This is a genomic window from Salmonella sp. A1325, assembly GCF_056991255.1.
Map to the genome: position 1 here is coordinate 15,712 of NZ_JAMLWO010000010.1, position 25,297 is coordinate 41,008.

Below are 25,297 nucleotides of genomic sequence, written 5' to 3' on the forward strand. Positions count from 1 at the left end.
CATGCCGTACCGTTGATGATTACTGCTGAGCTCTGGTTGCAGCGCCAGAGATCGCACTACCACCGTCCGAGATGTCCTCGCCCACGCCGCGCGTGGTATTACAAGCAGTTAATACAGTGGAAAGTACCAAAACAGAAAAGATCGCTGCAATTGTCTTTTTAACCATAATGTCTTCCTTTTCTAGCCAATGTTGTTTGTGTATAGCAACTTAATAATAGACAACATCCCAGAAAATGACGGGCGATCGACTAATTTTAGGAAGACGAGAAGCGATTAGCTGGCTGCGCGGGAGATGGCGTGGCCAAGATGCTGAATATCTTCGCCGAAGCCGCGGGCGGTATTACATGCCGTTAATAATGTGCCGGTAAGAAGAACCAGTGCGACAAGGCAGATAAAGCGTTTCATCATTGAGGCGCGAAAAATAGGATGGCGCAGCATACGCTGCACCATTTTTCCCGATAACGTAAATTATTTTACGCGGGATACGTATTCGCCGGAACGGGTATCGACTTTGATCACTTCGCCAATCTGCACGAACAGCGGAACTTTAACCACTGCGCCAGTAGACAGCGTGGCTGGTTTGCCGCCAGTACCTGCGGTATCGCCCTTCAGACCTGGGTCGGTATCAACAATTTCCAGTTCAACAAAGTTCGGCGGAGTGACAGAGATAGGCTGACCGTTCCACAGGGTTACGATGCATTCCGCCTGATCCAACAGCCATTTTGCGTTGTCGCCGATAGCCTTGGCATCTGCAGACAGCTGTTCGAAGGTTTCGTTGTTCATGAAATGCCAGAACTCACCGTCGTTGTACAGGTAAGTCAGGTTCATATCGACTACGTCCGCGCCTTCTGCGGAATCGGTCGATTTGAAGGTTTTCTCAACGCGCGTGCCGGTCAGCAGACGGCGCAGCTTAACGCGGGCAAACGCCTGGCCTTTACCCGGTTTCACGAATTCACTGGATTCAACCGCATAAGGTTCGCCATCCAACATGATTTTAAGACCGGAACGAAAATCGTTGCTATAGTAAGTCGCCATAAGGCCCTCTGAAATTGTTAACTGGTAGCTAAGCCACAAAATGGCGCATATTGTAACCCTAAATACCCCATTGCGAGAAGATTGGTTAGCGCAACTTGCCGATGTTGTGACCAATCCCGACGAACTGCTGCATCTTTTACAGATTGAAGCTGATGAAAACCTCCGGGCAGGACAGGACGCCAGGCGCTTGTTTGCCCTCCGCGTGCCGCGCGCTTTTATTGCGCGCATGGAGAAGGGCAACCCTGACGATCCTCTTTTACGTCAAGTGCTGACGTCCCGGGATGAATTTATTGTCGCCCCCGGTTTCTCCACCGACCCGCTGGAAGAGCAACACAGCGTGGTGCCAGGATTATTGCATAAATACCAAAACCGGGCGCTATTGCTGGTAAAAGGCGGATGTGCGGTAAATTGCCGCTACTGTTTCCGTCGTCACTTCCCGTATGCGGAGAATCAAGGCAATAAGCGCAACTGGAAAGTCGCGCTGGAGTATATCGCCGCACACCCGGAACTGGATGAGATCATCTTTTCCGGCGGCGATCCGCTGATGGCGAAAGATCATGAGCTGGACTGGCTGCTCACGCAACTGGAAGCCATTAAGCACGTCAAGCGGCTACGCATCCACAGCCGGTTGCCTATCGTCATCCCGGCACGCATTACTGACGAACTGGTCGCCCGCTTTGACCAGTCACGTCTGCAAATTTTGTTGGTGAACCATATCAACCACGCCAATGAAGTGGACGAGGCGTTCTGCCTGGCGATGAAGAAACTGCGCCACGTGGGCGTCACGCTTCTCAACCAGAGCGTCCTGCTGCGTGGCGTGAATGATAACGCGCGAACGCTGGCGAATCTGAGCAACGCGCTATTTGACGCCGGCGTGATGCCCTATTACCTGCATGTGCTGGATAAAGTGCAGGGCGCCGCGCATTTTATGGTCACCGATGACGAAGCCCGGCAAATCATGCGCGAACTGCTCACGCTGGTATCCGGCTATATGGTGCCAAGACTGGCGCGTGAAATCGGCGGCGAACCGAGCAAAACACCGCTGGATTTACAGCTTCGGCAGTGCTAATCCTCGCGGGCGCGTCAGGGACGACGAAAAATATTACCGCGCGATATCACGAGGAGATTCCCCCGCGATTCTCCTCACCCTCTGGCGACGATAAAATACCCTTCGTTAAATACACCTTTCCGGTCCTCTCTTTTCAATAAAGTCCGTTTTAGGACTCGCTTAGCGTGTACTGCATTTTCGAATTATACTGGTTCTCCTTTTTATAGGACGGCATAAACAATTTATATATCAAATACATTGCAGTAAAACATTTAATTATTTTATATTTGTGGAGAATTGACATGGCCTTAACGATTAAGGGACTAAATACCGGCGTTATTCGTCACAATGATAAGTTTATCGCGCTGGCGCTTAAGGTGAAGTCACTGAGAAATAAAGAAACACTGCTTTTCTTTCCTGTGCTCGCGCTGCGAGACTTGTTGATCGGCCTTGAACACCGGCTTTATTTACAACACTCGCTTCCGGAACAAGAGCAGGAAAAACGCCAGAAAGCTAAAAGCAGTCATGTGCTTAAAATGCATGAGAATATTCCGGCAATACTCCGTGAAGAGCTGGAAAACGCCGATGTTAATCAGCGTGTTGAATCTTTAGCGTTGAGCGATAATACAGAAAAAGTATTAACCTTTACGTTAAAGCTGCACAATGGTAGCCATCTTGATTTACAGGTCGGTGAGTGGCAGGTTGAAGTTCTGGTGATGGCTATTATTCACGCCATTAATAATGCCGAAATGCGTGAGCTCGCATTGCGTATTTCTTCAATGCTGGACTTTTTACCATTATACGATGCAGACTGCCTGGAAAACGGTAATATCGAATTCGATACCTATAACCACCCTGACTGGAAACATAATCTGTATAACCATTATTTAGCGCTCGTTTATCGTTATACGGATGAGGCAGGACAATCGCATGATTGCGGCACCATCATTAAGACCCGTAGTCAGTCAGGCTCTAAAGAAGCTGAAGCGATATCACGCCGCTTGCTGAATTTCAGCCCGCGTCTTAAAAAGCTGGAAGGAAAACCGTGTAAGGTTTTTGTCAGAACGCTTGGAACCGGTAAAGCAGCGCGTCTGACGCAAGATCAATGCATGCGCGCGTTGCATAATCTACGCATGGCGTCATCGCAGGAAAAACGCTAGCCATATCGCCCTCTGAATTTTTCAGAGGGCGTTACGATTCAGACATATCAATTCGGACATTTATAAACCTGGCCGTTCATCTCGCTGGCCGTCGGGACAAAACTGGACAACATGCCCTGCGACGGACTACTTACGCCATACAGCACGTTTCCACCCATCGCGGCCGCCTGATTACGCAGATCGTTCGCTGCGCCACGCATTGAGCCACCCTCTTCGCCGTGCTGGCCTGAAAACCAGTTACTCTGTTTACCGGTTGCCGTACCAATTAGCTGGCATTCCGCGCCTGGCTTATCTTCGACAAAGCGTACATTTTGGCCGGCAGCGGTGAGTTCGTTGCTGGAGCTACAACCCGCCATCAGCAGCGCGGCGCCAACGATCCCTGCTAAATATTTCACGTGCATGTTATTCCCCATAATCAATGAGCTGGACGTTTTGTCCGTATCTGAATCTTATACTAAAAAGATGACTAAAAGAAAAACCCCCGGTCATTTCTGCCCGAGGGTTTCTCAATTCTGGGAGATAAACATCCAAATCATTCTGGTTGCAGGAAGGCGGCCAGTTTGTTAATCCCCAGTCACTTACTCAAGTAAGTGACTGGGGTTAGCCAACGCATCTGCAGCCTGAAGGATGCAGGGTGTGGGCAATTACATCATGCCGCCCATACCACCCATACCACCCATGCCGCCAGCAGCGCCTAAATCAGGAGCATCGCTTTTCGGCAGGTCGGTCACCATGCACTCGGTAGTGATCATCAGACCAGCCACAGAAGCCGCGTACTGCAGCGCAGAACGGGTAACTTTGGTTGGGTCCAGGATACCCATATCGATCATGTTGCCGTATTCTTCAGTTGCTGCGTTGTAACCGTAGTTACCGTCGCCACCTTTAACGGTGTTAGCGACAACAGACGGCTCTTCGCCGCAGTTCAGCACGATCTGACGCAGCGGAGCTTCCATTGCGCGCAGCGCAACTTTGATACCCACGTTCTGGTCTTCGTTCTGGCCTTTCAGGTCAGCAATTTTAGAAGCAACGCGGATCAGCGCAACGCCACCACCAGCAACCACGCCTTCTTCTACCGCAGCACGGGTCGCGTGCAGGGCATCTTCAACGCGGGCTTTCTTCTCTTTCATTTCAACTTCGGTCGCAGCGCCAACTTTGATAACCGCAACGCCGCCTGCCAGTTTCGCTACGCGCTCCTGCAGTTTTTCACGATCGTAGTCGGAGGTCGCTTCTTCAATCTGCTGACGGATCTGAGCAACACGGCCCTGGATGGCAGCTTCTTCACCCACGCCATCGATGATGGTGGTGGTGTCTTTGTTGATCACAACACGTTTCGCCTGACCCAGGTCTTCCAGGGTTGCTTTTTCCAGCTCCATACCGATCTCTTCAGAGATTACGGTACCGCCGGTCAGGGTAGCGATATCCTGCAGCATCGCCTTACGACGATCGCCGAAGCCAGGTGCTTTAACCGCAGCCACTTTCACGATGCCACGCATGGTGTTAACAACCAGAGTTGCCAGCGCTTCGCCTTCAACATCTTCAGCGATGATCAGCAGCGGTTTGCCTGCTTTTGCAACGGCTTCCAGAACCGGCAGCATTTCGCGGATGTTGGAGATTTTCTTATCAGCCAGCAGGATGAACGGGCTTTCCAGCTCTACTGCGCCAGTTTCCGGCTTGTTGATGAAGTAAGGAGACAGGTAGCCGCGGTCAAACTGCATACCTTCAACCACGTCCAGTTCGTCCTGCAGACCGGTACCGTCTTCAACGGTGATGACGCCTTCTTTACCGACTTTATCCATCGCTTCCGCGATCAGTTTACCTACGGTTTCGTCGGAGTTAGCGGAGATAGTACCTACCTGAGCAATCGCTTTAGAGTCGGAGCACGGTACGGACAGGGCTTTCAGCTCTTCAACCGCAGCAGCAACCGCTTTGTCGATACCACGTTTCAGGTCCATCGGGTTCATGCCCGCTGCAACGGCTTTCAGGCCTTCGGTAATGATGGACTGCGCCAGTACGGTCGCGGTGGTGGTGCCGTCGCCTGCAGCGTCGTTCGCTTTAGAGGCAACTTCTTTCACCATCTGCGCGCCCATGTTTTCAAACTTGTCTTCCAGTTCGATTTCACGCGCTACGGAAACACCATCTTTAGTGATAGTCGGCGCACCGAAAGATTTATCCAGAACCACGTTACGGCCTTTCGGACCGAGGGTTACTTTCACTGCATCTGCCAGTACGTTTACGCCGCGCAGCATTTTCACACGAGCGTCGTTACCGAATTTTACGTCTTTAGCTGCCATTTTCTCTTTCCCTTAAATTCGTATGTTCAGTGTCGTTCGCGGATTACGCTTCAACAATTGCCAGAATGTCGCTTTCAGACATGATCAACACTTCTTCATTGTCGATCTTTTCAGATTTCACACCGTAGCCATCGTTAAAAATAACGATGTCGCCAACTTTCACGTCCAGCGGCTGTACAGTACCGTTGTCCAGGATGCGACCCTTACCGACAGCGATGATTTCGCCACGAGTTGATTTACCCGCTGCGGAACCGGTCAGTACGATGCCGCCAGCAGATTTGGACTCAACTTCTTTACGTTTGACGATCACACGATCATGTAACGGACGAATACTCATTGATAGCTCTCCTTTGAGAAAGTCATTATCAGTTATGGGTGACGCCGGCCCGTAAACGGTTTCCCGGCTGGTGACCAGAGAGATGGGGATGGGGTTTTGCCCCTTCAAGGGGGGAGATGAAAAAAAATTCTTCTGAGCGAAAAAAGCGGTAAAAACGCTACTTATCTCACGTTTACCCAAGGTTTAGAACATCCTGCTATAAGAAAAGGCGTGTGTGATACGCTTAAAAATGCCTGTCGTCACCTGACGTTACAATGCCGCCGGATAATGAGCTGATGAATGAACTAAAAAAAGAGCTTGGGTTGGTTCAGGGCGTTATCTTGTTAACCACATCATTATTAGGGACTGGCGTTTTTGCGCTTCCGGAGCTGGCTGCGCTGGCGGCAGGCGACATCAGCCTTTGGGCATGGCCGCTGCTCATTATTTTGATTTTCCCTATTGCGATTGTCTTTGCTGTGCTGGGGCGTCATTTTCCACACGCTGGCGGCGTAGCGCATTTTGTCGGGATGGCATTTGGCCCGCGTCTGCAACGGGTGATCAGTTGGCTGTTTTTATCAGTCATTCCTGTTAGTTTTCCCGCAGCCTTGCATATTGCGGTGGGTTTCGGCCAGGCGCTGTTTGGCTGGCAAAGCGAACAGCTCTTATTTGGGGAGCTGGGTACTCTAGGTTTACTATGGTTTATGGGATCGCGCGGCGCCAGCTCCAGCGCCAACCTGCAAGCCATTATCGCTGGATTAATTATCGCGCTTATTGCCGCCATTCTGTGGAAAGGCGCGATTAAACCTGCAGATATCACCTTCCCAGCCGCAAACGAAATCACCTTTTCCCGGCTGTGTACCGCCCTGGCGATCATGTTCTGGGGATTTGTGGGAATTGAGGCTTTTACGCATTTGTCGTCTGAATTTAAAAATCCTGAACGTGATTTTCCGCGCGCATTGATCATTGGCCTGATGCTGGCCGGCGCCATTTATTGGACCTGTACCGCCGTGGTGCTGCATTTTGGCGTCTATAGCGACAAGATAGCGGCAACAGCCTCGCTACCGCTTATTATTGTTCATCTCTTCGGTATCCAGGCGTTGTGGGTAGCCTGCATTATTGGTTATCTCACCTGCTTTGCCAGCCTGAATGTGTATGCTCAGAGTTTTGCGCGTCTGATATGGACGCAAATGCAATATCAGCCCGATCACTATCTGGCTCAACTCTCTCCCGGGCGCCTTCCCTTGCACGCGTTAAACGTTATTCTGGTCTGTTGTTGCGTGAGTTCCCTGGTCGTCTACGCCCTGAAGATTAACCTCAATGCGCTGATCGTCTATGCTAACGGTATTTTTATTATGCTCTATCTGCTTTGTATGCTGGCGGGCTGTCGACTGTTGAAAGGGCGCTGCTATGCACTGGCGGTGACGGGTTGTCTACTGTGCCTGTTATTGCTGGCAATGCTGGGGTGGAAAAGCTTATATGCCATTATCATGCTGGCTGCATTATGGCTATTTTTACCGAAGCGAAAACGCATGGCGTAAGACGCATCCGCTGGCCGGATAGCGCCTCACGCGACTTATCCGACCAACATTTCTACCTTTAATCCCGACGATCGTCTTTATGTTCAATACGATCGCGATCGTCGTCTTTACGCTGATACTCGCCGTCAAATGTTTCGCCACCGCCAGTACCCGCGCTAAACCCGCCGCCCGGCATCCGGGAAAAACGTAAATGCGGCAGCAACTTCAGCGTCAAATGTTTTTGCACCGGCGGTAACAAAAGGAGAAGGCCGAGAAAATCGGTGAAAAATCCTGGCAACAGGAGCAGTAAGCCAGCGATGATCAGCGATACACTCTTAATCATTTCTGCCGCCGGGCTCTCACCGGCCGCCATTTTTTGTTGCATCAGCAAAAAGTTTTTAAAACCCTGGTTACGTACCAGCGACATACCGATAACAGACGTAAAAATCACCAGGATTAGCGTCATCAGGACGCCAAGCACATGGGCGACCTGGATAAAGATAGAAATCTCAATGTAAACATAGAGAAAGACAGCTAAAAAGGGTATCCAGCGCAAAGGACTCTCCTGTAAGTCATGGCCGTCTGCGACGACCATTTGAATGGGGTTGCGATTCGCATCGATTCGATATGGTGGTGCGTAGCAAAATTTCAAGTGGTTTGTACACATATTTTAGGTAGTAATACTAAAGCGGTGACCTATTTCACAAAATAATAAATAAGGGGTAAATTCCCACACTTTAAGTGATCCAGATTACGGTAGGAATTCTGAACCAGCATATGATCTCGTTTATCAGGCCGATGGAGGGGATAATCGTCGGTCAGAAAACATTCGAAATCACATATATCCTGTGTGTTTTAAAGTAAAATCATTGGCAGCTTGAAAAAGAAGGTTCACATGTCAAACAACATTCGTATCGAAGAAGATCTGTTGGGTACCAGGGAAGTTCCAGCTGAAGCCTACTATGGTGTTCACACTCTGAGAGCGATTGAAAACTTCTACATTAGCAATAACAAAATCAGCGACATCCCTGAATTTGTGCGTGGCATGGTTATGGTAAAAAAAGCGGCGGCGCTGGCCAACAAAGAGCTGCAAACCATTCCTAAGAGTGTGGCGAACGCCATCATTGCCGCATGTGATGAAGTCCTTAACAACGGTAAGTGCATGGACCAGTTCCCGGTAGATGTCTATCAGGGCGGCGCGGGCACTTCCGTCAACATGAATACCAACGAAGTGCTGGCCAACATCGGGCTGGAACTGATGGGTCATCAGAAAGGTGAATATCAGTACCTGAACCCGAACGACCACGTGAATAAATGTCAATCCACTAACGATGCCTATCCGACAGGCTTCCGTGTAGCGGTTTACGCCTCTATCGTCAAACTGATCGATGCCATCAACCAGTTGCGTGAAGGTTTCGAACGTAAAGCGGTTGAATTCCAGGACATCCTGAAAATGGGTCGTACCCAGTTGCAGGACGCCGTACCGATGACGCTTGGTCAAGAATTCCGTGCGTTCAGCATCCTGCTGAAAGAAGAAGTGAAAAGCATCGAGCGTACTGCTGAGCTGCTGCTGGAAGTCAACCTTGGCGCAACGGCAATCGGTACCGGTCTGAACACGCCGAAAGAATACTCTCCGCTGGCGGTGAAAAAACTGGCTGAAGTCACTGGTTTTGCCTGTGTTCCGGCTGAGGATCTGATTGAGGCGACATCTGACTGTGGCGCGTATGTTATGGTTCACAGCGCGCTGAAACGTCTGGCAGTGAAGATGTCCAAAATCTGTAACGACCTGCGCTTGCTCTCTTCTGGTCCTCGTGCCGGCCTGAACGAGATCAACCTGCCGGAACTGCAGGCGGGCTCTTCCATCATGCCAGCCAAAGTGAACCCGGTTGTACCAGAAGTCGTAAACCAGGTATGCTTTAAAGTCATCGGTAACGACACCACCGTTACGATGGCGGCGGAAGCCGGTCAGTTGCAGTTGAACGTTATGGAGCCGGTTATCGGTCAGGCGATGTTCGAATCCATCCACATTCTGAGCAACGCGTGCTACAACCTGCTGGAAAAATGCGTTAACGGCATTACCGCGAATAAAGAAGTGTGCGAAGGGTACGTTTATAACTCCATCGGTATCGTCACTTACCTCAACCCGTTCATCGGCCACCACAACGGCGACATCGTCGGTAAAATCTGTGCTGAAACCGGTAAAAGCGTACGTGAAGTTGTGCTGGAGCGCGGCCTGTTAACGGAAGCCGAGCTGGACGATATTTTCTCCGTACAGAACTTGATGCACCCGGCTTATAAAGCTAAACGTTATACTGATGAAAGCGAACAGTAATCGTACAGGGTAGTACCAAAGAGGCACGTCACGATGACGTGCCTTTTTTCTTACAAGAAGTTACCAAATAACAACAATTTAATATCAACTTGTTAAACAACAAGGAAGGCTAATATGATAGTTGTCGAACTTATCATTGTTTTGCTGGCAATCTTTTTGGGCGCCAGACTTGGGGGCATCGGTATTGGATTCGCAGGTGGGCTGGGTGTTCTGGTACTTGCCGCCATCGGCGTGAAGCCAGGGACAATTCCATTCGATGTCATTTCCATCATCATGGCGGTTATCGCCGCGATCTCTGCTATGCAGGTCGCGGGCGGTCTGGATTATTTGGTAAACCAGACGGAAAAACTGCTGCGTAAGAACCCGAAATACATCACTATCCTCGCACCGATTGTGACCTATTTCCTGACTATTTTTGCTGGTACCGGGAACATTTCCCTGGCAACGCTGCCGGTTATTGCTGAAGTCGCGAAGGAGCAGGGAATCAAACCTTGCCGTCCGCTCTCGACCGCCGTGGTATCCGCGCAGATTGCGATTACCGCCTCGCCGATTTCTGCGGCCGTGGTGTATATGTCTTCTGTTATGGAAGGTCATGGCATTAGCTACATTCACCTGCTGTCCGTGGTTATCCCCTCTACGCTGCTGGCGGTACTGGTGATGTCCTTCCTGGTCACGATGCTGTTCAACTCCAAATTGTCGGACGACCCGATTTACCGCAAGCGTCTGGAAGAAGGGCTGATTGAACTGCGTGGTGAAAAGCAGATTGAAATCAAACCGATGGCAAAAAATTCCGTCTGGCTGTTCCTGCTGGGCGTTATCTGCGTGGTTGTTTATGCGATTGTCAACAGTCCGAGCCTCGGCCTGGTTGAAAAACCGCTGATGAACACCACCAACGCTATTTTGATCATCATGTTGAGCGTCGCAACGCTGACCACCATCCTGTGTAAAGTGGAAACTGACGCCATCCTCAACTCCAGCACCTTTAAAGCAGGGATGAGCGCCTGTATCTGTATTCTGGGCGTGGCGTGGCTGGGCGATACCTTCGTATCCGCTAACATCGACTGGATCAAAGACACTGCGGGTAGCGTCATCCAGGGTCATCCGTGGCTGCTGGCCGTCATCTTCTTCTTTGCTTCCGCGCTGCTCTACTCTCAGGCGGCAACGGCGAAAGCGCTGATGCCGATGGCGCTGGCGCTGAACGTCTCTCCGCTGACGGCAGTCGCTTCCTTCGCCGCCGTTTCCGGCCTGTTCATTTTGCCGACCTACCCGACTCTGGTTGCGGCAGTACAGATGGATGACACCGGTACAACCCGTATCGGTAAATTCGTCTTTAACCACCCGTTCTTCATCCCAGGCACCCTGGGCGTCGTTCTGGCTGTCTGCTTCGGCTTCCTGCTGGGCAGCTTTATGCTGTAAGTGTTTCACCCGCGGGGCGTATCACGCCCCGCATTCTCCCGCCCTTTGACTAACATCCTGCCCTCGTCCGTTGTATAGTGACCGTTCACTTGCGGGTCTTTTTGTTCTTTCGAGGTGTTTATGCTTGATGTTAAGAGTCAGGATATTTCCATCCCCGAGGCCGTTGTGGTGCTTTGTACCGCCCCGGATGAAGCTACCGCCCAGGATCTGGCCGCCAAAGTGCTGGCGGAAAAACTGGCCGCCTGCGCCACCCTCCTCCCCGGCGCGACATCGCTGTACTACTGGGAAGGCAAACTGGAGCAGGAGTATGAAGTTCAAATGATCTTAAAAACCACCGTTTCACATCAGCAAGCGCTTATCGACTGCCTGAAGTCTCATCACCCGTATCAAACGCCTGAACTTCTGGTTTTACCTGTTACTCACGGAGATACTGATTACCTCTCATGGCTCAACGCATCTTTACGCTGATCCTGCTGCTGTGCAGCACATCCGCCTTCGCCGGATTATTCGACGCGCCGGGTCGCTCGCAGTTCGTCCCTGCCGACCGGGCGTTTGTTTTTGATTTTCAGCAAAATCAACACGATCTTACCCTCTCCTGGCAGGTAAAAGAGGGTTACTACCTTTACCGTAAACAAATCAGTATCACGCCGACGAAAGCGGATATCGCCGCAGTCCAACTCCCGGCAGGCGTCTGGCATGAAGATGAGTTCTACGGGAAAAGCGAAATCTACCGTAAGCGGCTAAACGTTCCGGTAACGGTTAACCAGGCGGCGGCTGGCGCGACATTAACGATAACGTACCAGGGGTGCGCCGATGCGGGATTCTGTTATCCGCCGGAAACGAAAACGGTGCCGCTAAGTGAAGTCACCGCGGCAATAGACGCCACGCCGACGCCTGCTGTCACCCAGACGGGTGAAACATCAAAACCCGCCGCCCAGCTACCTTTTTCCGCGCTCTGGGCGCTGCTGATCGGCATAGGCATCGCCTTTACGCCCTGCGTTTTACCCATGTATCCGCTGATTTCCGGTATTGTCCTGGGGGGAAGGCAACGTTTGTCGACGGGGCGCGCACTGCTGCTGGCCTTTATCTATGTACAAGGGATGGCGCTGACCTATACCGCACTGGGTCTGGTCGTCGCCGCGGCGGGATTACAGTTTCAGGCGGCGCTGCAGCACCCTTATGTGTTAATCGGCCTTGCCATCGTGTTCACCCTGCTTGCGTTGTCGATGTTTGGCCTGTTCACACTACAGCTCCCCTCCTCACTGCAAACCCGGCTGACATTAATGAGTAATCGTCAGCAAGGCGGCTCGCCCGGCGGTGTTTTTGTTATGGGGGCGATTGCCGGATTAATTTGCTCGCCCTGCACTACAGCGCCGTTAAGCGCGATCCTGCTTTATATCGCTCAGAGCGGAAACATGTGGCTGGGCGGCGGTACGCTGTATTTGTATGCATTAGGTATGGGTCTGCCGCTAATGCTGGTCACCGTGTTTGGCAACCGCCTGCTACCGAAAAGCGGCCCGTGGATGGCGCATGTCAAAACCGCTTTTGGTTTCGTGATCCTCGCGTTACCGGTCTTTTTACTGGAGCGGATTATTGGCGAGGCTTGGGGTTTACGTCTGTGGTCGCTGCTGGGCGTCGCTTTCTTTGGTTGGGCCTTTATCACCAGCCTTCAGGCCAGACGAGCGTGGATGCGTATCGTACAGATTATCCTGCTGGCGGCTGCGCTCATTAGCGTGCGGCCTCTACAGGATTGGGCGTTCGGATCGCCATCCGCGCAAGCTCCAGCGCACCTCAATTTCACGGCTATTTCTACCGTGGACGAACTCAATCAGGCGCTGGCGCAGGCCAAAGGCAAACCCGTTATGCTGGATTTCTACGCCGACTGGTGCGTGGCCTGTAAAGAGTTTGAAAAGTATACCTTCAGCGATCCGCGGGTCCAGCAGGCGCTCGGCGACACGGTGCTCTTGCAGGCTAACGTCACCGCTAATAATGCGCAGGATGTCGCGCTGTTAAAGCATCTGCAAGTCCTCGGGCTGCCCACCATTCTGTTCTTTAATGCCCAAGGCCAGGAACAGCCGCAAGCGCGAGTCACCGGCTTTATGGACGCCGCCACCTTTAGCGCGCATTTGCACGATCGCCAACCGTGAGCGACACTTGCAAAAGCAAAGACGGAGGAGAATACCGTGCAACGTGAAGATATTCTGGGAGAAGCCCTGAAATTACTGGAGACGCAAGGGATAGCCGATACTACGCTGGAAATGGTGGCGGAGCGCGTAAATCGCCCACTCGACACATTACAGCGTTTCTGGCCAGATAAAGAAGCCATTTTATATGACGCGCTACGTTATCTGAGTCAGCAGGTAGATATCTGGCGACGCCAGCTTCTTCTTGATGAGACGCTTTCTGCTGAACAAAAGCTACTGGCACGCTACAGCGCGCTCTCGGAATGTGTCAGTAATAACCGTTATCCTGGTTGCTTGTTCATTGCCGCCTGTACGTTTTATCCCGACCCAACCCATCCTATTCACCAACTGGCTAATCAACAAAAACGCGCGGCACATGATTTTACCCATGAGCTACTGACCACGCTGGAAATTGACGATCCGGCGATGGTTGCAAGGCAGATGGAGCTGGTGCTGGAAGGTTGTCTCAGCCGAATGCTGGTCAACCGCAGTCAGGCTGATGTAGATACCGCTCAGCGGTTGGCAGAAGATATTCTGCGTTTTGCACAGTGCCGCCAGGGTGGGGCGCTCACCTGACGGGGTACTGATTTTATGCATTTTGCCTGAAAAGCAGGCAGTCAGCGCGCTTTTATCACTTTTTTCGTGTAAAGCCGTTGACGACCGCGCCCCTTTACGGTTTAATGCGCCCCGTTGCCCGGATAGCTCAGTCGGTAGAGCAGGGGATTGAAAATCCCCGTGTCCTTGGTTCGATTCCGAGTCCGGGCACCACTTATTCAGAAAACCCAGCCTATGGCTGGGTTTTTGCTTTTCTGGGAATGGAAATCCGTAGCCCCCATCTCCGGCCTGACTAGCTATAACGAGAAGGCCAGATTTTCTCTGGCGCAACGCCCAGCGCTTCGGCGATCAGCCGCTCATCTTTGGGCCTGGGTCAAAAGCTTACTTAGCTATAGGGAGATTATTACCAGTAATAACGCGTATCACTCCATCTGACGGTTCGCTAGCCCCGACAAGTGAGTCCAATATCTCCGCCATGAACTTTTTCATCACTGACAACAATAATCCCTTCGCCAATTTTGGCATTTTTTCTTTGTCGGTTTCTTTATTCTTAAATACTGTTTCCGACTCTTGTTCATAATCATAAATTAATACTCAGCACATCATGACTGATGGTAGTTATCGGGGTAACAGAGCACATACTTTAAAATAATTATTCATACTGTGTTATTACGGAAAGATTTTAACCTAATGCATGTCAGTCAGGCACGCAGATAAAAAATAACCGGAGACAAAAGTTAAACAAAATGCTGTTAGCCGGAAATACCAGTATTGTTCTGTTGTCCGCTGCAGTCAGTCCGGTATGGGTAGACGATAATGCCAGTGCAGCGTCCTGCTTTTTTACCTGTATGTTGAATAACCATTGCAATAAATCATTATAGGATTACATCTGTTTATTATTGCCTGATCCGGAGTGAGTCTTTATGAAAAGTCGTTATTTACTATTTTTTCTACCACTGATCGTAGCTAAATATACATCAGCAGCAACAGTGCAACTCTTTCATTCTCCTGAAGAATCAGTGAACAGTCAGTTCTACTTACCACCACCGCCAGGTAATGATGATCCGGCTTTCCGCTATGATAAGGAAGCTTATTTTAAGGGCTATGCGATAAAGGGTTCCCCACGATGGAAACAAGCTGCTGAGGATGCAGATATAAGCGTAGAAAATATAGCCAGAATATTCTCGCCAGTAGTGGGTGCTAAAATTAATCCCGAAGATACGCCAGAAACCTGGAATATGTTACAGAATCTTCTGAAAATGGGCGGCTACTACGCTACGGCTTCGGCAAAAAAATATTATATGCGTACTCGCCCCTTTGTCTTATTTAATCATTCCACCTGCCGTCCTGAAGATGAGAATACTTTACGCAAAGATGGCTCTTACCCTTCCGGGCATACTGCCTATGGTACACTTCTGGCATTAGTATTATCCGAGGCCAGACCGGAACGCGCGCAGGAGCTCGCCAGACGAGGATGGGAGTTCGGGCAAAGCAGAGTAATATGCGGTGCTCACTGGCAAAGCGATGTTGATGCCGGCCGTTATGTGGGAGCAGTAGAGTTTGCAAGGTTGCAAACAATCCCGGCTTTTCAGAAGTCACTGGCAAAAGTCCGCCAGGAGCTGAACGACAAAAATAATTTATTGAGTAAAGAAGATTACCCCAAACTTAATTACTGAAGGTGAAAGTCTTCCCGCAAACTGGCCACAGCAAATGAAAGGAAGTGCAACTGCGTAGGGGCGACCGGGCGTGGAGAATGCCTTCGGTTTCCCCGATTCGCATGAATTCAACGCCCCCCCCCCCGCTTGCTGTCCGTCCAGACCGTATCGAATACTTCCGGGAAGGGCTCCTTTTCAGCCAAGTTAAAGCCCGCACTCATGATGTCGTTGTCCGGCTGAAGCGGTAAAACCGGTCTGGCTCACTGACTGTCCACAGCGAATTCCGGCCATCAGAAGCTAAGGGATACGTTCTGGAGTTTAAACACTCTCCACCAAATCCCCCAACGTCACCATCAACATCATCGGATCCATCGGCGACGGTACAAACCCCACCCGCTGGTAAAATTCCCGCGCTTCATCCGACAGGGCGTGAACCAGCATCCCGCGAATGCCGATAGTCTCCGCCACCTGAATAACCCGCAGCCCTGCGTCGCGTACCAGCGCCCGACCAACGCCCTGCCCATGAAGCGATTTATCCACCGCCAGACGCCCCAATACCACAATCGGAATCGGGTCAGGCATATTGCGACGAAAGCAACCGGGGGCGGTATTCGTCGTGACCGCGCTGGACGCCAGCGAGTAATAGGCCAGTACGCTCGAATCGCTGCCACTACACACAAAGGTACGGGACGCACCAGTGGTCTGATTTTTCATCGCCCGCTGTTTCAGCCAGTTATCCATAGAATCCACAACGCAGCAAAACGGAGTAAGAATATGTCCGGCATGAAGCGGCTCAGGGGCGGAGATCATTTTTCCTGCTCCCACGGCGCAGGGGTCTGCATGGTTTTACGCAGTGCGGCATTAGGTGAAGGTGTTTGATCCAAACGAGCCAGAAATTCCTGATAAGCCTGTGGATCGGCCATAATGATGCGTTGTTCGATAAGCGCTTCCTCTGCGGCAGCGCGGGCGGCTTCCAGCACAAAGTCTGTGCGGTTTTTCCCTCTGGCTTTCGCCGCTCGATCGATAAGATCGCGCTCGGCGGGCTTGATGCGCAGGTTCAGGGTTTCGCGTTTCATCGCCATACTGTTTGCGGCTGGCATAGTGTTGTCCTCTTGTACTTCTGTGGATATTAAGCATACAACACGCGTAACGCAGATGTCATTACGATAAATTTAGAAGGAATAGAACCGGAGTATCGAACCGAAAGGTTTTCTACTCATTTAGAGATTCAGGACCAGGCTGTGCGCTGGCATTCGCTGTGAGTGATTCCTCCTCGGGGCCGACGCAGCAAAAGATTCAATACTGCCGCGCCAAAACACGCAACATTATACAATCCAGAAAGCATAAACCTAACGGATACGCACAGTAAGAACCTCAATAACGTGTTACATCGTTTTTTATAAAGCCAACCATACGATTGAATGCTTCCCCTCCCCCTCAAATTTCCGGATATCGCTACACCGTCTACCCGCCGCAGTATATATTTACCGCGTTGTATGCCTTTCCTAACCGAGAGCGTTAATATTTACATCCAGGATAAACCTTATCACAAATTAACATCAGATCTTATACCTCATGCTAACTACCTCCATGAAATTAAAGAGCTATTCTCTAAAAGATTAAAGGCAATTATTACTTAATTCAAATTTTAAATAGATAATTTGATAATAACATGAGCCAATTCTTGTAAATTTCCATCTTTTTTTTATACGCGACATAGTTTTTTAACGATACTATAATATGTAGAAATGCAATATAAAATAGCATTTTCCAGAGAAAATGAAAAGATCGCTACCTGATACCTTAAGTTCGCCAATACTTATATAGCTATATATTAGTTTTTTTGAAATATTTTTCAGAATAATTTTTGATTTACACGCACATTTAATAAAAGGAAATTATCATGCTAAAAGTATTTAATCCCTCACCTGTCCAGGTGGGGAGCATTGAATGTTTACAATCAGCGCAAAACTGGCAGAGGAAATCCTTATCACTTCAGGGATTAAATTTACTGCAGTCCGTACTCATCAAGCTCACCACGGGTAAAATTTCAATTACGACATCGTCCGGGGAGTATATTATGGCATCAGGGCCAATGTTAATATTTTTAGCTAAAGATCAAACTATTCATATCACTATGGAAGAGACTCATGAACAGTTAAATTATAATTTAATTGAATTAGATTCAGCGTCAATAAAAAATGCTTATAATTTTTTTCTGTATGAACATGCAGACTTTTCGGCCCCATTAACAAAACCGACGACAAAACATCTGTTAGCGCCAATAGAAACAGGCGTAGCAAGAGTATTCAACCTCTTACACTCTTCAAATAAAAGCCAAAAACTATCCCAAGATAAAAAGGAATATTTAATAAGATTTCTACTTTCAGAGTTCATCTATGAACCCGAAGCATTTGCTCTCTTTAGAGAACTATCGCAAAATACATTAGCCGAAAACATCTATAATATTATTATAAGCGACATAAGTCGAAAATGGGCGCTCAAGGATATTTCTGACTCACTCTATATGAGTTGTTCCACATTAAAAAGGAAATTAAAACAAGAGAACACCTCATTCAGCGAAGTTTACCTTAATGCGAGAATGAATAAAGCGACAAAACTTTTACGCAATAGTGAATATAATATTACCCGAGTGGCTTATATGTGTGGTTATGATAGTGCTTCTTATTTTACATGCGTTTTTAAAAAACACTTCAAAACTACACCATCAGAATTTTTAGCGTTTTTATCTTCCTCTCGTCATCAATATGTTAATTGAGATATCTGACAATGCAGTATAAGAACAAAGCAAAACATATTAATATAAAAGATGGAATTCTGTTGCTCGCTAAAAAATTCGATCTAACATTGAGTGAGAAAAAAGTTATTTATTACGTGGCAGCAGGATTATCTGTTAAAAGTTGCTCAAATTTATTAGACCGAAATATAAAAACGATTTCAACACAAAAGAGATCAGCCTATAAAAAAATGGATATTACTACTGATGTTGAATTAATCCATTTGATGCTGAATGAGTTTTACATATCAGTCGATATTACGTAATTTTTTCTAAAATTACGTATCAAACAGCGCCAATTATTTAAATTTACTGTGTTGATAATTTTAACGCTCAAATGAAATTACAAAAACCATCTTTCCTGCTGTATAAAGAAAAGTACCCTAAGGTAAATCAAAAAATGCAAGCGGCGATATTTCTTAGTCATATCGCCGCTCCGCTTATCATCTTTTCAATGCCGATCTCACCCACTTAACTTCATTTGTGGTACATTTATTGTTGTGCTACTTACTGCTCTTAACCTTTCACCAGAAAGGTCAATTTTGCGGGTAAACATTTTTTGCAGTGAAATATCATGTGTTGCAAAAATGACAATACTATGACAATACAGATACTTTATCTTCTCCAGAAATGCTAACGCATCAGTTGTGGAAAGATAAGATGTTGACTCGTCCAGGAAGACTATATCTGGTTTTTTAAATAACGCCAGATACAACAAAATCTTTTGTTTTTCCCCATTAGAAAGATTGAGTTCATCGACAAATTTTTCGTCTACATTTTCTTTCGAGAGAACAAGATTATTGCAGCATAAAGTTAATATTTTGATAATATCATCATCATCAACCACACCATAAATCATGAAATTTTCACGGAGTGTTCCTTTTATAAAAGTGCTGTTGGTAGAGTGGTAGGCAAGGCAATTCTGGATATAATCTTCTGAGATATGAGTGATATCTACATTGTTTAATTTAACTGATCCCGTATAGCAATGACTGGAATTTGATAGTGCTTTGATTAAAGAAGATTTACCTGAACCTGATGCACCGATAATACCAATAAAATCTCCGGGAACAGCAGTGAATGAAAGCTGATCAATCAGTTTTCGCTCCGCAAACGCTATGGATAATTTTTCAATCGACAATTTTTCGATATGGGATATATAAATTCCACTATGTGATATAAACGTGTCCTTATCTTTCAATAGTTCCGCCAAACTATTTTTAATATGGAACATATGCAATTTTGACAAATATAATTTATTAACCCCACCGACTAAGGCCCCAGAGAGTCTGGAGTTAATAATCATAATGGCAATAATAGAGGCAGTCATCAATACTCCGTTAACAACAGCAAAATAGGATGACATAAACATCACAATCATAGAAAGAAAGGTGTTGGCCTTTATCATCTCCGCCCAATGGTGATTTTCGATATTCATCTCCATTTTCGTATACTCATCGCGATGCGTTTTATCCATCAACAACTTTTCAAAGAAGGTACCGCGTAAAAATTTCAGCTCTTTCCTTTTTTCTTCTAAAGAGATTAGTGTAGACATTTTTTCATAACTGACGGTATTCATTTGCAACGTTTTTTTATAAGCAGAAAAACGAATATAAACGCAAACAAATGTTAAGCCTGTATAGTAGATCAAAAGAGGGAAAGCATAGCTCCCCATCATTACAAAAAGACCGATCAGGAATAAAAAAGCTAATGATAAATCAACTGATATTAATGGATATGACTCCCAAAGAGACGCCACTGAGGATTCAATAGTACGTATCTTCACCGCAGCATTTCTGCAATTGGATGCTTTTAACGCGTGGAGATATAAAGCATTACATTTTATATTGTTAACTCTAATATGTGCAGATGTTTTATCATAAATCATACCTTTTAAAATAAGCTCAAAAAGAACAAAAATTATGAATATTCCAGTCACAAAGATAATGGAATGGTAAGAATCACTATAAATCAATCGTGTATTAAATAGATTTGAATAAAATGGTGTCATTAAAGCAAAAAAGATTAATCCTAGCGCAAGGTAACTTGCCTTTGGTGTCATCTTTTTGATAGCTTCAAAAACGTCTCTGTCATCTATATTTTTTAATTCCTTTGAGAGATAAAATATTCTTTTACTACGTAAATCATCTTGCATTACCACTTCAGAAGAACTCAGATTAATAATCTTATTTTTTTCTTTTTGTAAAATTAAAAAATAAGATTCAGTCCATTCAACTATAAATGTTTTAGGAAGATGAGCATACTCGCAACAGCTATTACTAGTTAACTCAAAGTCAAAAAAACTATCATTTACATAATCATTAAAATTCTGCACTATATCATACATATCTTTGCTTTTATTTTTATAAACAAAAGCGACTTCCTCTACCAGGCAATATTTCCTGATAACATCAAAGAAATTATTATTCATTTTTCAGTTCTTCAACAGCACAGTTATTTTTACTTGTCGGCTCATAAATCGGTGATACCACAATAATTTTTTTGTTACCTAAAACTGATTTGGAAACAATATAATTATAGGTTGTATATTTTTTAGCAACCTCCAGACTCATATTATTACCATATGTGCAGTAGAGCCTGACTGCAGAACTGGAAGCACGAAGCGGTAAAAGGTCTGAAACAGATATGGAAAATCCTTGACCAGACATAATAATAGCTTTTTGCTTATTCTTCAACTCTTCAGTATCAGAACTGTACTGGAGTGTAGATGAATCTAATTTTTCATCTTTTGCAATGGCTACCGCTAAAAGATTAGCTAATAATACGGACATCAGTAATATCATCACCGCTACAGCCGAGGATAAGGCAGAAACGAATCCAAGCATAGTTACATTACCAAACATTAAATACGATATTATCGCCTACCAACGCTGTAATATAGTTTAACAGCGTGACTTTTTTGCTAAGCGCATATACATTAACCTGTACACCCTCCAGTTCAGGTGGAACCTTGACACTATCATCCGGCTTTATTTCAATTTTGTAATAACGTTCAGCACCATTTTTCTCATCGTCAGAAAACGAGTCAGCACTTATCCTCGTAATCTGCCCGGCAATCGTTTTTTTATAACCTGGAGAGGTTACTGTAATTTTTACACTGGCTCCAGTAAAGATAAAAGGTCGATACTTTGCTAGAATTCTCGCATCTACTACCTTACTTTCATTGTTTTTTTTGATGGTCATGACAGGCTGAGCATTTTCAACATAAGAGCCTTTTTCAAAACTACGCTCTATGCTTAATATTACACCATCCGTAGGAGATAAGACGCTATTAGCCTTAATTTTATTTCTTAGAAGTTCCAGTTGCCCACGATTTTCAAGACGCTCCCTACGTAATTGCTCCAACTGCTCGGCATTATTATTAAGCTGTTCAAGAACACTGCTGCGGAATCGATTGTTTGCTAACTTAATGTCATTTTGTAAGGCAAGCAAGCTAATGTCTCCGGTTGTTATCTGAGAAACAATCTGACTAACCTCAGTCTGATTATTTATTATCTCTATCTCCGGAGCACGGGCGGACTTTAGTAAATTACCTTTTCTTTTCAAAAGTAATAATCGTTCATGAAGGTCGTCTTTTTCTTCATTCATTTTCTCTTCCCGCTGTTTTAGGTTTTTCTCCTCATTCCTTAAAGAGAAAAGCTCATTCAAAAATTTATAAGCACTGAGTTCATGAGAGAATAGTTCTTTAATTTGTGCCGAAAATTCACTTTCTTCAGGTATTTCTCCCGCAAGAATCATTTTAAGTAACTGTTGATCTTCTTCAAGATTCTGAATACGCCTGCCAGCGAATGAGACTAGCTCATTAAGCGTTTTCTCCTGATGAAAGACATCAAGATTGGTATAGGAGAAAAGAATATCCCCTATCTTGACGGGCGAACCTGTTCGTAGATCAAACTTATTAATGAAACCTGAGTCAGGGCTTACAATTACCAGTTTATCCGAAGCCCCAGTAATCACCCCGGTACCAGGAGAAACAATATCTATCTTCGCAACACAAATATAAATAATCAAAACCATCATTATGACGATCAAAGCTAAAAACTTGTGCGAAAGCGTATTACTCTTCATATTACAAACTTAATAATTCGCCAGAGATCTGTAATAAAGATACTTTGTTAATAGCATCACTTATCTTCATTTCAATCATCTTTCGCTCTAATGCAAAATAATCATATTGTGTATTTAACATCTCATAATAGGATGATTGTGAAATATTATATTCTCTTTTCTGATTGGCTAAGATCACTTCTGTAGTTTTACTTTGATCTACAAGCCCTTGAAGCTCCTTTTCATTTGAATTGATGGTCAATTGCAAAGACTTCATCTTTGCCAGTAGCTCTTTATATTTGAAGTCCATTTTTGTTTTTAAAACCTGGTACGCCTTAATTCCCGTTTGTCTGGCAATCTTTTTATCGTAATCAAATAGGTTCACTGCTACCTGAATTCCCCCCCAAGAGTCTTTATCTACACGCTGGCTGTTATTATATCGTTCTTCCGCGACCAGACTCACTTGAACCAATGAATCCTGCTGCCATGCGTTAAATTTTGCTGCATCAGCCTGCTCGCTCAACAATTTATAATCGAGGTTATTATAGATTTTCTTATCATTTATTTTATAATTGTTGATTTTATCTATGATATTATCAGGTAGGTAAACCCCCTGAGCAGGAAAAGCAATGCCTGTTGCCAGCTCTATATTAGATTTAATCAACTCAATCTCTTTATTAATACTTTCTGATTCTGTTTTTATTTTTTGAATCAACAGGCGAGCCTGTTCTACATCGCTTGCCTTAGCAATACCTGATACATATCGACCCTCAATTTGTTGGTATAATTCGACGGCAGTTTGTTCCAGGTTCGCTGCCTTCGCCTCAAGATTATTGTAATATTTAATACCAATCAAATTCTCTACTAACGTTTTATACAGGTTCTCTTTTTCTTTCAATAAGGATAACTCTGCGCCATGAACCCGACTATTTTTTTCTTTAAAGCGATCAACGATCGTTGTGCTAAAAATTAAAGAACTCGCTGTTACTTTAGAATCAGTTATATCACCACGGGTGGTATCTGACTTGTACTTACTTTCTGCAGAGATCTTCGGCATAAAATACAAATCAGTTTGCTTTGAACGCAATAACTCTGCCTCCAACTCTAACGCTTTAGCTCTAATTACCCCTGATTCTTGATACATTTCATTAATAAAGTCAGAATAATGTAAAGTCTCCTGACTGGCTAAAGCAAATGGACTAAAAAACAAGCACCCTATAATGATAAAATTAGTTTTCATTCGTCAACACCTCTACAACCTGTTGTATTTTTTTCTTAAATGTATATTTCTCATGGAAATGAGCCTCCTGCCTGTCGTTAATAAGTTTCAGTTGCTCTGCCTTCATGCCCTCCATCTTTTCAATGAATTCAGAATTTTTCTTCATTAACGAGACCAGGGTGCTGATACCAATGTTCAATTCCATTAATTGTTCGTTGCCAGATGTTATTTTTTCATTTATCAGCATATTGCTTTGATTAACATCCATGAGTGATGTATTCATGCTGGAAAACCCTTTTCCATTAAGTTCTTCAGATGTTTTTGCTATTGTTTGTAGATGACTGATGGCCGTGTTTATTTGCTGTAAACTCTCTGCCATCACTTTGCCATTCATAACCAACTGTTCCGTCAGGTTGGTATTATCTGGTATACAGACCAGTTTAGTGGCGATATTAGTGTTAATCTCTTCGAGCAACATAACCCGGTTGAGTAACGCTTGTAGTTCATCCTCCGAAGGCTTTTTCTCCGGTTCATTGTCAACGTGATTCTCGGTTTCGTAGTAAAACTCCCAAAAATTAAGACTGACCAGAAGTAATACTGAAACAGCAACACCTAATATAGATGTCAGGAACGCAAATGACATTGCCGTCAGAGCTGACGAAATCGATGAAATCATAGCGCCCATTTTTGCTGCCAGGTCGCCTTCTCCCCCCAGCGAACCTGCAATAGCTGATACCATATCGGTTAGCCCCATAAAGGTACCGATAAGTCCCAATGAAACTGCAACTGACGCTGCTAGCTTCGTTTGCGTTGCCAGTAAGGCATAGTATCTTCGAGCCTTTAATCTGAATATCCAATGCGTTAAAAACAAGAGTAGCGGTAATACAAACAATACCCCACAAGCATAAGTAATTTGTGGTGCCAGAAAAACAGCCTGATTAACCATGTTTTTGATGGCAGGGAACAAAAGATAACAGGCAGCCGTTAATATATAAAAAATCAGACCCAGAAAATGCATTTGTTTAATAGCTCCAGTAAATACACGACAGATTTTTTCCACACTGAGAGATGTTTCCTTCTCGGAAGTCGATTTCTATATCAGATGGTAGTTTTAAATCCGTATAAGTTTTCAATAGATTAAATGTATTTTTCTCCTTGTAATTTTCTATAGATTCAGACATCGCACCATAAAACGTGATTTTTTTCTTTCCTGAGTTAATTAGATGCTTACGGGTTTGATACAAATCGGTAGACGAAAGTGAAACAGCCCCACTATAGTAAATACTATTCTTACTTAGATCTGTGAATGAATCTCTGAACTTTAATGCTCCGCCATCCGATGTTACAAGCGAGTCTGTTCCTGATAACATAAATACTGTGGAAATCAGTATTAGTATACAAAGAGCTCCACTTAATCCATCAACCATCGGCGCCAATTCTTCATCGCCATTATTTTCATCTGCACTCATACGGCCATCTTAATATTGGTAAAGGTACTTTAATTATAAATATTTCATGCTGATCTGACATACAATCATGAGCTTGAGATATTACATTTTTAGACCATTAAGACACTGCTTAATTTATTTCATGTTTACTGACAGGTAAAATTAAGCCTCTGAAAAAGAAAAGTTAGCCTACTATCAAAACAATTTTAGTAATCTACCATTAGCTATATTAAGGAATATCGACAACATGACGACGA

Annotated in this window: 26 protein-coding genes, 1 tRNA gene and 2 pseudogenes; 13 read left to right on the forward strand and 16 right to left on the reverse strand. The window is 45.7% G+C overall.

The window, feature by feature from the left end; all coding sequences use genetic code 11:
• Nucleotides 1-19 precede the first annotated feature (19 nt).
• The 3 genes from ecnB to efp all read right to left on the reverse strand — a co-directional run bounded on the left by ecnB (nt 20) and on the right by efp (nt 1,035).
• Entirely contained in the window at nt 20-166 is a 147-nt protein-coding gene (ecnB, locus tag NAZ64_RS17665; RefSeq protein ID WP_000239598.1) for a lipoprotein toxin entericidin B, read from the reverse strand.
• A gap of 107 nt (nt 167-273) precedes the next feature.
• Nucleotides 274-408: an entericidin A/B family lipoprotein gene (locus tag NAZ64_RS17670; protein ID WP_001670700.1), complete on the reverse strand. Its 135-nt coding sequence runs from the start codon at nt 406-408 to the stop codon at nt 274-276.
• 60 nt (nt 409-468) lie between these two features.
• Nucleotides 469-1,035, reverse strand: a complete 567-nt coding sequence (efp, locus tag NAZ64_RS17675) for an elongation factor P (protein ID WP_000257282.1) — start codon at nt 1,033-1,035, stop codon at nt 469-471.
• 40 nt (nt 1,036-1,075) lie between these two features.
• Here efp and epmB point away from each other — a divergent pair, with 40 nt between their 5' ends.
• Together epmB and NAZ64_RS17685 are read left to right on the forward strand one after the other, a co-directional pair.
• On the forward strand, nt 1,076-2,104 hold the full coding sequence (gene epmB, locus NAZ64_RS17680) for an EF-P beta-lysylation protein EpmB (RefSeq protein ID WP_000940477.1): 1,029 nt from the start codon (nt 1,076-1,078) through the stop codon (nt 2,102-2,104).
• Between the two features lie 281 nt (nt 2,105-2,385).
• Nucleotides 2,386-3,243, forward strand: coding sequence for a YjeJ family protein (locus tag NAZ64_RS17685; RefSeq protein WP_024797370.1), 858 nt, complete (start codon nt 2,386-2,388; stop codon nt 3,241-3,243).
• Between the two features lie 47 nt (nt 3,244-3,290).
• On the opposite strand, the gene NAZ64_RS17690 is transcribed toward NAZ64_RS17685, so the two are convergent.
• The 3 genes from NAZ64_RS17690 to NAZ64_RS17700 all read right to left on the reverse strand — a co-directional run bounded on the left by NAZ64_RS17690 (nt 3,291) and on the right by NAZ64_RS17700 (nt 5,871).
• Nucleotides 3,291-3,644 (reverse strand): DUF4156 domain-containing protein, encoded by a 354-nt coding sequence (locus NAZ64_RS17690; protein ID WP_000558210.1) that lies wholly within the window; start codon nt 3,642-3,644, stop codon nt 3,291-3,293.
• Between the two features lie 243 nt (nt 3,645-3,887).
• Entirely contained in the window at nt 3,888-5,534 is a 1,647-nt protein-coding gene (groL, locus tag NAZ64_RS17695; protein ID WP_000729126.1) for a chaperonin GroEL, read from the reverse strand.
• Between the two features lie 43 nt (nt 5,535-5,577).
• Nucleotides 5,578-5,871, reverse strand: a complete 294-nt coding sequence (locus NAZ64_RS17700; RefSeq protein ID WP_000027827.1) for a co-chaperone GroES — start codon at nt 5,869-5,871, stop codon at nt 5,578-5,580.
• A gap of 275 nt (nt 5,872-6,146) precedes the next feature.
• Between NAZ64_RS17700 and yjeH the strand changes: the two genes are divergently transcribed.
• On the forward strand, nt 6,147-7,388 hold the full coding sequence (yjeH, locus tag NAZ64_RS17705) for an L-methionine/branched-chain amino acid transporter (protein ID WP_023216535.1): 1,242 nt from the start codon (nt 6,147-6,149) through the stop codon (nt 7,386-7,388).
• Nucleotides 7,389-7,446: 58 nt separating this feature from the next.
• Here yjeH and NAZ64_RS17710 read toward each other — a convergent pair whose 3' ends face one another.
• Nucleotides 7,447-7,923, reverse strand: coding sequence for an FxsA family protein (locus tag NAZ64_RS17710; protein ID WP_001267291.1), 477 nt, complete (start codon nt 7,921-7,923; stop codon nt 7,447-7,449).
• Between the two features lie 339 nt (nt 7,924-8,262).
• On the opposite strand from NAZ64_RS17710, the gene aspA reads away from it, so the two are divergent.
• The 6 genes from aspA to NAZ64_RS17740 all read left to right on the forward strand — a co-directional run bounded on the left by aspA (nt 8,263) and on the right by NAZ64_RS17740 (nt 14,066).
• Complete coding sequence (gene aspA, locus NAZ64_RS17715; RefSeq protein ID WP_000069440.1) at nt 8,263-9,699, forward strand: aspartate ammonia-lyase; 1,437 nt, start codon at nt 8,263-8,265, stop codon at nt 9,697-9,699.
• A gap of 114 nt (nt 9,700-9,813) precedes the next feature.
• A complete protein-coding gene (dcuA, locus tag NAZ64_RS17720; protein WP_000637595.1) occupies nt 9,814-11,115 on the forward strand; it encodes an anaerobic C4-dicarboxylate transporter DcuA in 1,302 nt (433 codons plus the stop codon).
• A 120-nt stretch (nt 11,116-11,235) separates the two neighbouring features.
• On the forward strand, nt 11,236-11,583 hold the full coding sequence (cutA, locus tag NAZ64_RS17725; RefSeq protein WP_000887832.1) for a divalent cation tolerance protein CutA: 348 nt from the start codon (nt 11,236-11,238) through the stop codon (nt 11,581-11,583).
• Nucleotides 11,559-13,262 (forward strand): protein-disulfide reductase DsbD, encoded by a 1,704-nt coding sequence (locus NAZ64_RS17730; RefSeq protein WP_220569470.1) that lies wholly within the window; start codon nt 11,559-11,561, stop codon nt 13,260-13,262. The genes cutA and NAZ64_RS17730 overlap by 25 nt, the downstream gene beginning before the upstream one ends.
• Before the next feature lie 36 nt (nt 13,263-13,298).
• Nucleotides 13,299-13,874, forward strand: a complete 576-nt coding sequence (locus NAZ64_RS17735) for a transcriptional regulator (protein WP_001188509.1) — start codon at nt 13,299-13,301, stop codon at nt 13,872-13,874.
• A gap of 116 nt (nt 13,875-13,990) precedes the next feature.
• Nucleotides 13,991-14,066, forward strand: a tRNA-Phe gene (locus tag NAZ64_RS17740).
• Nucleotides 14,067-14,145: 79 nt separating this feature from the next.
• Here the strand turns inward: NAZ64_RS17740 and NAZ64_RS17745 are convergent.
• A pseudogene (locus NAZ64_RS17745) lies at nt 14,146-14,220 on the reverse strand (helix-turn-helix domain-containing protein); the annotation flags it as partial.
• 556 nt (nt 14,221-14,776) lie between these two features.
• Here NAZ64_RS17745 and NAZ64_RS17750 point away from each other — a divergent pair.
• Nucleotides 14,777-15,529 (forward strand): non-specific acid phosphatase, encoded by a 753-nt coding sequence (locus NAZ64_RS17750; protein WP_220569471.1) that lies wholly within the window; start codon nt 14,777-14,779, stop codon nt 15,527-15,529.
• A gap of 297 nt (nt 15,530-15,826) precedes the next feature.
• Here NAZ64_RS17750 and NAZ64_RS17755 read toward each other — a convergent pair whose 3' ends face one another.
• Both NAZ64_RS17755 and NAZ64_RS17760 read right to left on the reverse strand, forming a co-directional pair.
• Complete coding sequence (locus NAZ64_RS17755; RefSeq protein WP_483641000.1) at nt 15,827-16,318, reverse strand: GNAT family N-acetyltransferase; 492 nt, start codon at nt 16,316-16,318, stop codon at nt 15,827-15,829.
• On the reverse strand, nt 16,315-16,608 hold the full coding sequence (locus NAZ64_RS17760; RefSeq protein ID WP_001110453.1) for a type II toxin-antitoxin system TacA family antitoxin: 294 nt from the start codon (nt 16,606-16,608) through the stop codon (nt 16,315-16,317). The genes NAZ64_RS17755 and NAZ64_RS17760 overlap by 4 nt, the downstream gene beginning before the upstream one ends.
• A gap of 317 nt (nt 16,609-16,925) precedes the next feature.
• On the opposite strand from NAZ64_RS17760, the pseudogene NAZ64_RS17765 reads away from it, so the two are divergent.
• From NAZ64_RS17765 to rtsB, 3 genes and pseudogenes are all read left to right on the forward strand, one after another.
• A pseudogene (locus NAZ64_RS17765) lies at nt 16,926-17,148 on the forward strand (hypothetical protein).
• A 263-nt stretch (nt 17,149-17,411) separates the two neighbouring features.
• Nucleotides 17,412-18,287, forward strand: a complete 876-nt coding sequence (locus NAZ64_RS17770; protein WP_115286537.1) for an AraC family transcriptional regulator — start codon at nt 17,412-17,414, stop codon at nt 18,285-18,287.
• Nucleotides 18,284-18,571 carry a transcriptional regulator RtsB gene (gene rtsB / locus NAZ64_RS17775; protein ID WP_001541332.1) on the forward strand — a complete coding sequence of 96 codons (288 nt, stop codon included), beginning with the start codon at nt 18,284-18,286 and terminating at the stop codon, nt 18,569-18,571. The genes NAZ64_RS17770 and rtsB overlap by 4 nt, the downstream gene beginning before the upstream one ends.
• A 197-nt stretch (nt 18,572-18,768) precedes the next feature.
• Here rtsB and NAZ64_RS17780 read toward each other — a convergent pair whose 3' ends face one another.
• From NAZ64_RS17780 to NAZ64_RS17805, 6 genes are read right to left on the reverse strand one after another with little or no spacing between them, the layout of a single operon-like run.
• Entirely contained in the window at nt 18,769-20,736 is a 1,968-nt protein-coding gene (locus tag NAZ64_RS17780) for an ATP-binding cassette domain-containing protein (protein ID WP_115286539.1), read from the reverse strand.
• Nucleotides 20,729-21,151, reverse strand: coding sequence for a hypothetical protein (locus NAZ64_RS17785; protein WP_316987463.1), 423 nt, complete (start codon nt 21,149-21,151; stop codon nt 20,729-20,731). Before NAZ64_RS17785 ends, NAZ64_RS17780 begins: the two co-directional genes overlap by 8 nt.
• A 7-nt stretch (nt 21,152-21,158) precedes the next feature.
• Nucleotides 21,159-22,394 (reverse strand): HlyD family secretion protein, encoded by a 1,236-nt coding sequence (locus NAZ64_RS17790; protein ID WP_115286541.1) that lies wholly within the window; start codon nt 22,392-22,394, stop codon nt 21,159-21,161.
• A 1-nt stretch (nt 22,395) separates the two neighbouring features.
• Nucleotides 22,396-23,613 (reverse strand): TolC family protein, encoded by a 1,218-nt coding sequence (locus NAZ64_RS17795; RefSeq protein WP_220569472.1) that lies wholly within the window; start codon nt 23,611-23,613, stop codon nt 22,396-22,398.
• Complete coding sequence (locus NAZ64_RS17800) at nt 23,603-24,652, reverse strand: hypothetical protein (RefSeq protein WP_316970289.1); 1,050 nt, start codon at nt 24,650-24,652, stop codon at nt 23,603-23,605. Before NAZ64_RS17800 ends, NAZ64_RS17795 begins: the two co-directional genes overlap by 11 nt.
• The gene (locus NAZ64_RS17805) at nt 24,615-25,061 is read right to left on the reverse strand and encodes a hypothetical protein (RefSeq protein WP_076936195.1); all 447 of its coding nucleotides are present in this window, start codon (nt 25,059-25,061) and stop codon (nt 24,615-24,617) included. The genes NAZ64_RS17800 and NAZ64_RS17805 overlap by 38 nt, the downstream gene beginning before the upstream one ends.
• Nucleotides 25,062-25,297 lie beyond the last annotated feature (236 nt).

Coding starts and splice junctions, on each gene's coding strand:
- ecnB (WP_000239598.1), bottom strand. CDS start 166: ATGGTTAAAAAGACAATTGCAGCGATCTTTTCTGTTTTGGTACTTTCC.
- NAZ64_RS17670 (WP_001670700.1), bottom strand. CDS start 408: ATGATGAAACGCTTTATCTGCCTTGTCGCACTGGTTCTTCTTACCGGC.
- efp (WP_000257282.1), bottom strand. CDS start 1,035: ATGGCGACTTACTATAGCAACGATTTTCGTTCCGGTCTTAAAATCATG.
- epmB (WP_000940477.1), top strand. CDS start 1,076: ATGGCGCATATTGTAACCCTAAATACCCCATTGCGAGAAGATTGGTTA.
- NAZ64_RS17685 (WP_024797370.1), top strand. CDS start 2,386: ATGGCCTTAACGATTAAGGGACTAAATACCGGCGTTATTCGTCACAAT.
- NAZ64_RS17690 (WP_000558210.1), bottom strand. CDS start 3,644: ATGCACGTGAAATATTTAGCAGGGATCGTTGGCGCCGCGCTGCTGATG.
- groL (WP_000729126.1), bottom strand. CDS start 5,534: ATGGCAGCTAAAGACGTAAAATTCGGTAACGACGCTCGTGTGAAAATG.
- NAZ64_RS17700 (WP_000027827.1), bottom strand. CDS start 5,871: ATGAGTATTCGTCCGTTACATGATCGTGTGATCGTCAAACGTAAAGAA.
- yjeH (WP_023216535.1), top strand. CDS start 6,147: ATGAATGAACTAAAAAAAGAGCTTGGGTTGGTTCAGGGCGTTATCTTG.
- aspA (WP_000069440.1), top strand. CDS start 8,263: ATGTCAAACAACATTCGTATCGAAGAAGATCTGTTGGGTACCAGGGAA.
- dcuA (WP_000637595.1), top strand. CDS start 9,814: ATGATAGTTGTCGAACTTATCATTGTTTTGCTGGCAATCTTTTTGGGC.
- cutA (WP_000887832.1), top strand. CDS start 11,236: ATGCTTGATGTTAAGAGTCAGGATATTTCCATCCCCGAGGCCGTTGTG.
- NAZ64_RS17730 (WP_220569470.1), top strand. CDS start 11,559: ATGGCTCAACGCATCTTTACGCTGATCCTGCTGCTGTGCAGCACATCC.
- NAZ64_RS17750 (WP_220569471.1), top strand. CDS start 14,777: ATGAAAAGTCGTTATTTACTATTTTTTCTACCACTGATCGTAGCTAAA.
- NAZ64_RS17755 (WP_483641000.1), bottom strand. CDS start 16,318: ATGATCTCCGCCCCTGAGCCGCTTCATGCCGGACATATTCTTACTCCG.
- NAZ64_RS17760 (WP_001110453.1), bottom strand. CDS start 16,608: ATGCCAGCCGCAAACAGTATGGCGATGAAACGCGAAACCCTGAACCTG.
- NAZ64_RS17770 (WP_115286537.1), top strand. CDS start 17,412: ATGCTAAAAGTATTTAATCCCTCACCTGTCCAGGTGGGGAGCATTGAA.
- NAZ64_RS17780 (WP_115286539.1), bottom strand. CDS start 20,736: ATGAATAATAATTTCTTTGATGTTATCAGGAAATATTGCCTGGTAGAG.
- NAZ64_RS17785 (WP_316987463.1), bottom strand. CDS start 21,151: ATGCTTGGATTCGTTTCTGCCTTATCCTCGGCTGTAGCGGTGATGATA.
- NAZ64_RS17790 (WP_115286541.1), bottom strand. CDS start 22,394: ATGAAGAGTAATACGCTTTCGCACAAGTTTTTAGCTTTGATCGTCATA.
- NAZ64_RS17795 (WP_220569472.1), bottom strand. CDS start 23,613: ATGAAAACTAATTTTATCATTATAGGGTGCTTGTTTTTTAGTCCATTT.
- NAZ64_RS17805 (WP_076936195.1), bottom strand. CDS start 25,061: ATGAGTGCAGATGAAAATAATGGCGATGAAGAATTGGCGCCGATGGTT.